At 72.9% G+C, this 9,062-nt stretch carries 7 protein-coding genes; 3 read left to right on the forward strand and 4 right to left on the reverse strand.

Features of this window, described 5'->3' with window-relative positions; translation table 11 throughout:
• Positions 1-100: 100 nt before the first annotated feature.
• Positions 101-1,123, reverse strand: a complete 1,023-nt coding sequence (locus MHY30_RS14625; RefSeq protein WP_239278802.1) for a methylenetetrahydrofolate reductase C-terminal domain-containing protein — start codon at positions 1,121-1,123, stop codon at positions 101-103.
• A 139-nt stretch (positions 1,124-1,262) separates the two neighbouring features.
• On the opposite strand from MHY30_RS14625, the gene MHY30_RS14630 reads away from it, so the two are divergent.
• Genes MHY30_RS14630 through MHY30_RS14640 form a run of 3 tightly spaced genes read left to right on the forward strand, consistent with a single transcriptional unit; the run spans position 1,263 to position 5,529 of the window.
• Positions 1,263-1,877, forward strand: a complete 615-nt coding sequence (locus tag MHY30_RS14630) for a pyridoxal 5'-phosphate synthase (protein ID WP_239278820.1) — start codon at positions 1,263-1,265, stop codon at positions 1,875-1,877.
• A gap of 3 nt (positions 1,878-1,880) precedes the next feature.
• Positions 1,881-2,714 carry an FAD binding domain-containing protein gene (locus MHY30_RS14635; protein ID WP_239278832.1) on the forward strand — a complete coding sequence of 278 codons (834 nt, stop codon included), beginning with the start codon at positions 1,881-1,883 and terminating at the stop codon, positions 2,712-2,714.
• A 43-nt stretch (positions 2,715-2,757) separates the two neighbouring features.
• Entirely contained in the window at positions 2,758-5,529 is a 2,772-nt protein-coding gene (locus tag MHY30_RS14640) for a molybdopterin-dependent oxidoreductase (RefSeq protein WP_239278842.1), read from the forward strand.
• 79 nt (positions 5,530-5,608) lie between these two features.
• On the opposite strand, the gene MHY30_RS14645 is transcribed toward MHY30_RS14640, so the two are convergent.
• The 3 genes from MHY30_RS14645 to MHY30_RS14655 form a co-directional block, all read right to left on the reverse strand.
• The gene (locus tag MHY30_RS14645) at positions 5,609-6,463 is read right to left on the reverse strand and encodes a PhzF family phenazine biosynthesis protein (RefSeq protein ID WP_239278854.1); all 855 of its coding nucleotides are present in this window, start codon (positions 6,461-6,463) and stop codon (positions 5,609-5,611) included.
• Positions 6,464-6,529: 66 nt separating this feature from the next.
• Positions 6,530-7,807: an allantoate amidohydrolase gene (locus MHY30_RS14650; RefSeq protein WP_275438552.1), complete on the reverse strand. Its 1,278-nt coding sequence runs from the start codon at positions 7,805-7,807 to the stop codon at positions 6,530-6,532.
• Entirely contained in the window at positions 7,804-9,051 is a 1,248-nt protein-coding gene (locus MHY30_RS14655) for an alanine--glyoxylate aminotransferase family protein (RefSeq protein ID WP_239278885.1), read from the reverse strand. The genes MHY30_RS14650 and MHY30_RS14655 overlap by 4 nt, the downstream gene beginning before the upstream one ends.
• Between the last annotated feature and the right edge of the window lie 11 nt (positions 9,052-9,062).

Genomic DNA, 9,062 nt, shown 5'->3' on the forward strand with positions numbered 1-9,062 from the left:
CGGCATCCACCCCACCCCCGACCCACACAACGCCGGAGTTCTGCACACCGGATGCCACAGCCCGCACCCCGCGCGCGCCGGCTGTCCCGCGCGAAACGCGTCAGCGCAGCCGCCGCGCGATCTCGGCCTGGGCCTCGGCGAACGCCTCCTCGCCGCCGTCGCGGCCGCCCGAGAGATTCACACCGACGACGCCGGGGAGAGCCAGCATCTCCTCCGCGAGCGCCACCGCCAGGGCGATGCCCTCGGCGCGGGGGTCGTGCGCCGACCGCACCCGCGGCAGAAACCCCTCGGGCAGCACGAGCGTCGTGAACGATTCGAGCAGGTCGGCCGACGCGTGATCCACCACCACCGGCACGCACGGAATGAACCGCACCGGGGCGGCCACGGAGTCGATGAACCGCCGCACCGGTTCCGCTCCCCCGGCGTGGTTCACGAAGCACACGTCGGCTCCGGCGCGCAGCTTCTCTCGCAGCCGCGCCGCGCGCCGCTCCACCGGTGGCGCCGCGGGGGAGGCGGCCACGGACACGACGTGTCCTGCGGCGCGGGCGAGCGCCGTCGCCTCGGTCGAGTCGAGGTCGAACACGGGTGCGGCGTCGGGCCGGTGCCCCGTGCGGGTGTGGTCGCCGGTGACGCAGTGCACCCCGGCCACCCCCTCGACCGCCAGGGCCGCGAGCTCTCCCTCGATCGCCACGCGGTTGCGGTCGCGCATGTTCAGCCCGGTCCACACCCGCAGCCCCGCGCGGCGCAGCAGGTGCGCCCGGTAGGCGGGAGGGAACTGCACCCGCGCCGATCCCGCGTCGCCGGCGAGGACGGCATCCACCTCCCCCGACAGGATCGCGGCGCAGGCGTCGATGGATGCCACGCTCAACGCCCGCGCGGGCAGGTCGGCGACGATCCAGGGGCGTGCGCTGAGGGAGGCCAGGGTTTCGGCCGCCGCGGCGGTGCGCGGCGTCAGGTGGACCGGGGTCGTGCGATCGATCCCCGCCCATGGGACCGTCGCCCGCGGCAGGAACGTGCACGCGTGCTCGGCGTCGATCTCGCACGACCCGTCGAATCCGACGCCGCCGCACGGGCCGTACTCCATCCGCTTCGGGCACGTGTCGAGAAGGGGCAGGGCCTGCACGGTTCCTCCGATCCGGGGCGTCGCCGCCCCTGGCCCGGAGTGTAGGGAGCGTGTGTTTCCACGAATGTTCATGGCGGCAACATCACCGAAACGCGCGGTGCCTACGCTCGGCGATGACGCTGCAATCCCGGAGGTGGCCATGATCACGGCAGGCACCACGTTCGGCTCCGACCTCGACGAGACCGACGCGCTCGTCACCGACCCGCTCGCGCTGATGGTGCAGTGGCTCCCTCCGCACGACAGCGAGCTGCGCCCCTTGGCGGCCCTGTCGACGATGGGGCGCGATGGACTGCCTTCGCTGCGTCACGTCCTGGTGAGCGATCGGGATGCCACGGGCCTGTACTTCCACACCGATGCAGCCAGCGCGAAGGTCGCCGAGATCGCCGCCAACCCCGTCGCGGCGATGTCGGTCGCGTGGCCCGAGGTGGGGCGGCAGCTCGTCGTGCGGGGCATCGTCGAGCGAGTGAGCGCGCCCGAGGCCGCCGCCGTCTACGCACAACGGTCGCGGTACCTGCAGCTGCTGGCCTGGATGAACACCCTCGACAACGCTCAGCTGCCGGTCCACGAGCGTCGGCGGGTGTGGGCCGAGTTCGACGCCACGCACCCCGTCCTCGAACCTCCGCAGCGGTGGGTCGGCTTCCGTGTCCGTCCCGTCACGCTGACGTTCTGGCGCGGGGATGCCGCAGGCCAGAGCACCCGCCAGCACTACCGGCTCTCCGACGGCGCGTGGTCGGGCGAGATCCTGGCGGGCTGAGGCGTGGACATCACCACCGTCACCTCGTACCGCGCGGCGCACACCCGCGCCGACCTGGTGCTCGCCCCGGGGGAGGTCGTCATGGCCGGCGGCACGTGGCTGATGAGCGAGCCGCAGCCCGATGCCGCGGGCTTCGTCGACCTCACCACCCTCGAGTGGCCGGACGTCGAGGTCACCGACGAGGGGCTGCGCATCGGCGCGACGTGCACGATCGCGCGGCTGCTGGCGTGGGTCGAGCGTGACGCCCCCGCCGAGTGGACGTCGCTCGCCCTGGCCCGGCCCGCCGCCGATGCCCTGCTGGCGTCGTTCAAGATCTGGAACACCGCCACCGTCGGCGGCAACGTCTGCCAGGCGTTCGCGGCCGGGGCGATGATCGCGTTCCTCTCGACCCTGGATGCCACGGCCGTGGTGTGGACGCCCGACGGCGGCGAGCGCCGGATCGCGGTGGCCGACCTCGTCATCGACAACGCCGCGACGTCGCTCGCGCCGGGAGAGGTGCTGCGCGCGCTCGATGTGCCTCTCTCGGCACTGACCTCGCGCGTCGGGCTGCAGAAGATCGCGCTCGCCGAGCTCGGACGTTCGGGCGCCGTGGTCACGGCCCGCGTCGACCCCGACGGTGCGGCGGTGTTCGTCGTCACCGCTGCGGTGCGCCGACCACGCGTCCTTCGGTTCGCGCGCGTGCCCGGAGCCGGCGAGCTGCGGGATGCCGTGGCATCCGCCACCGATTTCTACACCGACCCGCTCGGAAGCGCCGACTGGCGGCGCGGCGTGAGCGTGGTGTTGGCCGAGCGGCTGCGCGCCGGGTTCGCCCGCACCGCGCACGAGGGCGCTGCGTGAGTGCGCGGCGCCGGGCCGGCGGGAGCCGGCGGGAGGGCACCGAGTGAAGTTCGAGGTCAACGGGTCTGCCGTCGAGGCCGACCCGCGGCCCGGCCAATGCGCGCGCACGCTGCTGCGCGAGACCGGGCACGTCGAGGTCAAGAAGGGATGCGACGCGGGCGACTGCGGCGCATGCTCCGTGCTCATCGACGGTGAGCCCACGCACTCGTGCATCGTCCCGGCGATGCGCCTGGAGGGGCGTTCCATCACGACCGCCGCCGGGCTCGCCCCCGGCGACGAGCTGCACCCGGTGCAGGAGGCACTGGCATCCGGATTCGGGTTCCAGTGCGGGTTCTGCACCCCGGGCATGAGCGTCACGGCGTCGACGCTGTGCGCGGGCGACCTGGACGACCTGGACCGCCGCATGAAGGGCAACCTGTGCCGGTGCACGGGGTACCGCCCGATCCGCGAGGCCATCCGCGCGTCCGTGCTCGGGCCGGTGCGCGAGACGGGGACCGCGGTCGGCGCGCCGCGCCCCGACGTCTCATCCGAAGCCGACGGCCGCGTGGGGACATCGGTCGTGCCCGAGGCCGCGCGTCGCATCGTCCAGGGCCGCGAGCCGTTCACGTTCGACGAGCCCGTGCCCGGCGGCCCCGCGCTCGTGCTCCGCGTCGTGACCTCGCCCCACGCCCACGCGCGCATCACCTCGATCGACACCTCGGCCGCCCTGGCCCTCCCCGGGGTCGTCGCCGTCTTCACCCACGCCGACGTCCCCGACGTGCGGTACTCGACCGGCCGGCACGAGCACCGCACCGACGACCCCGACGACACGCGCATGCTCGACGACGTCGTGCGGCACGTCGGACAGCGCGTGGCCGCGGTGGTCGCCGAGACGGCCGAGGCGGCGGATGCCGGCTGCCGCGCGGTCCGCGTCGAGTACGACGTGTTGCCCGCCGTCTTCGATCCCGACGAGGCACGCCGCCCCGGAGCGCCGCTGCTGCACCCCGACCGCACGCCCGACGAGCGGGTCATGGAGGCCGGGCGCAACGTCGTGGCCGGCTTCCACACCGGTCACGGCGGCGACATCGACGCGGCCCTGGCCGCGAGTCACGTGACCGTCACCGGGGAGTGGCGCTCGTCGCGGGTCACGCACGCGGCCCTCGAAACGCACGGGTCGGTCGGCTGGCTCGACGAGGACGGGCGGCTCGTCATCCGCTCGTCGACCCAGGTGCCCTTCCTCGCCCGTAACGAGCTCGCGCACGTCTTCGGCCTGGAGCGCGACCGCATCCGCGTGTTCGCGAACCGGGTCGGCGGCGGATTCGGCGGCAAGCAGGAGCTGTTCACCGAAGACCTCACGGCGCTGGCGGTGCTGAAGCTCGGCCGCCCCGTGGCCTACGAGTTCTCGCGCACCGACCAGTTCGTGCGCGCGTCGCTGCGGCATCCGATGCGCGTACGCACCACGCTCGGGGCGGATGCCGACGGCCGCCTCACCGCGATGAAGCTCGACGTACTCAGCGACACCGGCGCGTACGGCAACCACGCGATCGGGGTGCTGTTCCACTCGTGCGCCGAGTCGACGACGCTGTACCGCGTGCCCGTGAAGTGGATCGACGCCGAGGCGGTGTACACGAACAACCCGCCGTCGGGCGCGTTCCGCGGCTACGGGTTGGGACAGGTGGTGTTCGCGGTCGAATCGGCGATGGACGCACTGTCGGAAGAGCTGGGCATCGACCCGTTCGACCTGCGCCGGATCAACGCGGTGCGGGAGGGCGACCCCCTGCACCCCGACGAGGACAAGTACGAGGAGGATCTGATCTGGGGCAGTTACGGTCTCGACCAATGCCTCGATCTCGCACAGGACGCACTGCGGCGCGGCAACGGCGTCGACGCCCCCGACGGGTGGGCGGTCGGCGAGGGCATGGCGGCGGCGATGATCGCCACGATGGCGCCCCGCGGGCACATCGCGCACACCACCGCCACCCTTCGCCGCGACGGCACGTATCTGCTGCGAGTGGGCACGGCCGAGTTCGGCAACGGCACCTCGACCGTGCACCGGCAGATCGCGGCGACGGTCCTGGACGCGGATCCCGAGCGCCTGGAGCTATGGGCGGCCGACACCGACGCCGTCCGCCACGACACCGGAGCGTTCGCCTCGGCGGGCACGACGGTCGCGGGCAAAGCCCTGCACGCCGCGTGCACGGTGCTGCGCCGTCGCATGATCGACATCGCCGTGTCGTTGACGGGGGCGGAGGCCACAGACGCCGAGGTCGTGGCATCCGGGGTCTCGGTCGCCGGCGAACTCGTTCCGTGGGAGCGGATCGTGGATGCCGCGCCCGCGACGATGCGCGACGATCACGGTCTGACCGCGGACGGCGCCGAGTTCGGCGATCTCCGGTCACTCGCCTTCAACGTGCACGCCGTGCGGGTGGCCGTCGATCCGGAGACGGGAACGGTGAAGGTGCTGCAGTCGATCCAGACCGCCGACGCCGGCGTCGTCATCAACCCGGCGCAGTGCCGCGGGCAGATCGAGGGCGGCGCCGCGCAGGCCCTGGGCGGCGCGCTCTACGAGGAAGTCATGCTCGAGGACGGGGTGGTGCAGAACCCGGTGTTCCGCACCTACCGCGTGCCGCAGTTCGCCGACGTGCCCGACACCGAGGTGTACTTCGCCGAGACCGACGACACGCTCGGCCCTTTCGGCGCGAAGTCGATGAGCGAGTCGCCGTACAACCCCGTGGGTGCGGCGATCGGCAACGCCGTGTCGCGGGCCCTGGGCCGCCGCGGCTACGAGCTGCCCTTCTCGCGCGACCGTGTGTGGAGGTTGGCCGGCGGGGAGTGAGGCCGCCGCCCTCGCCGAGGCCGTGTCCCACTTTGTGCAATTGCGCCGGCGCAAACCTGCACAAAGTGGGACATCAACATCAGCGCGCCAGCGGGACCGCCGTCCCCGAGACCCGGATGCCGCCGGCCTCCGGAACATCGACCTCGAGGATGCTCGGCCAGCCGATGTGCCGCCCCTGCCGCACGGTGACGTGGAAGGGCGCGGCGAGCCCCGCGCGCTCGCGCAGGTAGGCGCCCAGGGCCGCCGCCGCGGAACCGGTGGCGGGGTCTTCGGTGATGTCGCCGACGGGGAAGAGGTTGCGCACCTCGACGACCGCTCCGTCCGCGACCGCGCCGGGAACGTGGACCACCGTGACCGTGCCCGGCCATCCGCGCTCCCTCATCAGGGCCCGCATCGCGACCGGATCGAACCCGAAACCGTCGAACACGTCGAGCGACCGCACGGCGACCACCGGATGCCAGTTGCCGGCGAAGGCCTCCGCGAGCGGCATCCGCGGGTCGAGGTCGTCGGCCCCGAGCCCCAGCAGCGCGAGCAACGGCGCCGCGTCGGGAAAGTCGCGAACGGCCGGCTCGACGCTGGTGAAACCCGCGGTGACGCGACCGTCGTCGTCGACCGCCGACACCGCGACGTCGCCGGCGACCGTCTCGAACACAAACTCACCGGGCCCCTCGGCTTCGGCGAGCGCGACCGCCGTCGCGATCGTCGCGTGTCCGCAGAACGGCACCTCGGCCTCGGGTGAGAAGTAGCGCACGCGCAGGCGACGCCCGTGCCGCGCGACGACGTACGCGGTCTCGGGGTACCCCAGGTCGGTCGCGATCCGCCGCATGTCGGCCTCGACGAGCGCGGTGGCATCCAGAACCACACCGGCCGGATTGCCGCCGCCCGGTTCGGCCGCGAAGGCGAGCAGGTGCAGGATGCCAGGGGCTTCGGTCATGCGTCGATTCTGTCGAACGCGGGTCGGGGCGTCGTGTGCCACCCGGCGATCCGTGGACCGCCTCCGTCAGCGCCGCTCGGACCCCACGTGCAGCACCGCCTCGGCGAGCGCCCGGATCCCGGCCGCGACGTCGGCGCCCGAGACGGCCTCGTCGGGGTGGTGGCTGATCCCGTCGGGGTTGCGAAGGAACAGCATCCCCACCCCGGCGATCGCGCCGATCGCCATCGCGTCGTGGCCGGCGCGACTGAACAGGGTCGGTGCTTCGCCGCCGATCCCCGCACGCACTACGTCCTGCAGGAGCGGTGCGCAGAACACCGCGGGCGCGGAGTGCACCTCACGGGCGCGCCAGCGCAGGCCGCGGCGGCCCATGATGGCATCCAGCTCTGCCGAGATCGCCGTCCATGTGCGATCGCGTGTGTCGTCGAACTCGCCGCGCAGGTCGAGCGAGAAGTGCGCCTCGCCGGGCACGACGTTGACCGCGCCGGGAAACGCCTCGAGCTGACCCACCGTGCCGATGATGTGGTGCTCGGCGCGGCAGATGCGCTCCACCGCGAGCGCCGCCTCGCTCGCGCCGAGCAGCGCGTCGCGGCGCATGTCGTACGGCGTTCCGCCCGCGTGCCGGGCCTCGCCCTCGACGACGAGCTGGAACCGCCGCGCCGACGCGATCGACGACACCGCCGCCAGCGGCAGCCCCGCCCGGTCCAGCTCGGGGCCCTGCTCGATGTGCGCCTCCAGGTAGGCGACGAGCGATTCCGGTCTCCGGGCCGCCTCGCCGATGCGGCCCGGATCGAGACCGAACTCGCGGAACGCCTCGCGCAGCGTCGTGCCGTCGGCATCCGTGAGATCCCACCACGACGGGTCCCACTGCCCGGCCACGGCAGACGAACCGAGCAGCGCCTTGCCGAATCGCGTGCCCTCCTCGTCCGAGAAGGCGATGACTTCGAGCGCGAACGGGAGGGGGCTGGATGCCACGCCCTCATCGTCGACGCGCCGGATGAGCCGCACGACCTCGAGCGCCATCAGCACGCCCACGATGCCGTCGAAGCGCCCGGCATCCGGAACCGTGTCGAGATGCGACCCCATCAGAAGGGCCGGGGCATCGGGCTCTCCGGCGGGCGCGAGCCGTCCGACCTGGTTGCCGGCCGCGTCCTGGCGCGTCGTCATGCCGAGTTCGCGCATCCACTCGGCGGCGAGGCGGTTCACCCGGGCGTGCTCGGGCGAGAGGTACACGCGCTCGATCGTCCCTGGGGTGGCGGTCACGCGTGCGAGCTCCTCGCACCGAGCCATCACGCGCCGCGCCGCGGAGGCGATGCGCTCGGGCGCGACCTGCAGGCGGGTCGTCATCCGGCGGCCCCGGCCGGCGTGGCGGCCCCGTACACACCCTGCGCGGCCTCGACGCCCCCGCCCGCGGCGACGGAGGCGCCGTGGCGCCGCAGTACCGTTTCGAGCGCGGCGAGCGTGGTGAGCACCGCGTCCTTCCGGGCGTTGTAGCCCATCGTTCCGATGCGCCACACGCGCCCGTGCAGGGGACCGAACGACGTGCCGATCTCGATGCCGAAGTCGTCCAGCAGTTCCGCGCGCACCGCGTCGCCGACGACGCCGTCCGGAATCTCCACCGCCACCACGTTGGTCATCTTGTGCGCGACATCGCCGAAGACCCGCAGCCCCAGGCCCTCGACGCCCGCCAGCATCGCGTCACCGTGCAGCCGGTGCCGCGCGATGACCTCGTCGCGTCCCTCGAGCAGCAGCACGCGCGCACACTCCCGCGCGCCGTAGAGCATCGTCGTCGCCTCGGTGTGGTGGTTCAGACGCCGCGGACCCCAATAGTCCAGGATCATCGCCAGGTCGAAGTAGTTCGAGCGGATGAAATCGGATGCCTCGGCATCCCCCTCCTCCCGGATTCCCGCCTCGACCCGGGCGCGCGACCGCACCACCTCGACGGCGCGGTCGGACAGGCTGATCGGCGCCGAGCCGGAGGGGCCACCGAGGCACTTCTGCAGACCCGCGGTCGCGGCATCCAGGCCCCAGGCATCCATCTCGAACGGGTTGCCCCCGAGCGAGGCCGTCGCGTCGGTGTAGAACAGGGCGCCGTGGGCGCGGCAGATCTCCCCGATCTCGTCGAGGGGCTGCAGCATCGTGGTGGATGTGTCGCCCTGCACGCACGCGACGAGGCGCGGCTTCACCCGCTCGATCGCTTCGCGGATCATCGACACGGGGAACACCTCTCCCCACGGCACCTCGATCGTGTGGACCTCGGCGAGCGCGCGCTCGGCGATCTCCTTCAGCAGGTGGCCGAAGCGGCCGAAGATCGGTACCAAGACGCGCTGCCCCGGACGCACGAGGGAGAGGATGGCCGCCTCGATGCCGGCGCGGCTCGTGCCGTCGACGAGCAGTGTCGCGTCGTTCCGTGTGCGCCAGACCTGGCGGTACAGCTCCTGCGTCTCGGTCATCGTCGCCGTCATGAACGGGTCGTACTGCCCGACGAGCGGGGCGCCCATGGCGCGCAGCACGCTCGGATACGCCGAAATGGGGCCGGGGCCCATCAGCAGACGCGCGGGCGGGTCGATCGGGCCGGGGAGGTGGGTCATCGGGACTCCGT

Origin of the sequence: Microbacterium sp. ACRRU (assembly GCF_022346945.1) — a bacterium.
Taxonomy (GTDB): Bacteria; Actinomycetota; Actinomycetes; order Actinomycetales; family Microbacteriaceae; genus Microbacterium; species Microbacterium mcarthurae.